This is a genomic window from Micromonospora sp. DT62, from assembly GCF_049847285.1.
GTDB lineage: Bacteria > Actinomycetota > Actinomycetes > Mycobacteriales > Micromonosporaceae > Micromonospora > Micromonospora reichwaldensis.
Genome location: NZ_JBNCOB010000070.1, coordinates 1 through 518 on the forward strand (window position 1 = coordinate 1; position 518 = coordinate 518).

A 518-nucleotide genomic window follows, 5' to 3' on the forward strand; every position below is an offset into this window, starting at 1 on the left:
GCCGTCCGCTACGAAGCCACCGTGCACATCGCCGCGATCAACGAGTGGCTGTAACCGACTTCGACACAGGCCCTAGTAGGGGCTATCTTCGTCGCCGGTATCCTCTCCGGCTCAGCTGCCCTGCTCTACTCGACCGCCGCACCGCGCACCGCCGTGGGACGGGCGCGGGCCGTTCTCGACGGACTTATCGTCGGGCTGGCTCTCATCCCGCTCGGTTGGGTGCTGGTGCTACGCGGCGTCGCCGTCGCCGATCTCACCGACCCGCTGCGTACCTACGGGCAGCTCTATCCGATGCTCGACCTGGTGCAGTTGACGATTCTTGTCGCGGTGGTCGGGCCGCATCGCGCTCGGTGGCGGGCGATGACCTTTATCGGCGCGAGCCTGACGCTGCGAGTGGTGGCCGACGCCGGGTACATCTCGACCGTCGCTGCCGGCAACTACAGGTCACGTCCGCGCTGGTGGTGTAAGAGACGGCCATCGCGGGATCCGGTCTGATGCTATGCGGCGATCGGGGTCGG

The 518-nt window shown here is 67.2% G+C and carries 1 protein-coding gene; it reads left to right on the plus strand.

Features of this window, described 5'->3' with window-relative positions:
- Positions 1 to 153: 153 nt before the first annotated feature.
- Positions 154 to 495 (plus strand): hypothetical protein, encoded by a 342-nt coding sequence (locus tag ACPXCB_RS31565; protein ID WP_425879781.1) that lies wholly within the window; start codon positions 154 to 156, stop codon positions 493 to 495.
- Positions 496 to 518: the final 23 nt, after the last annotated feature.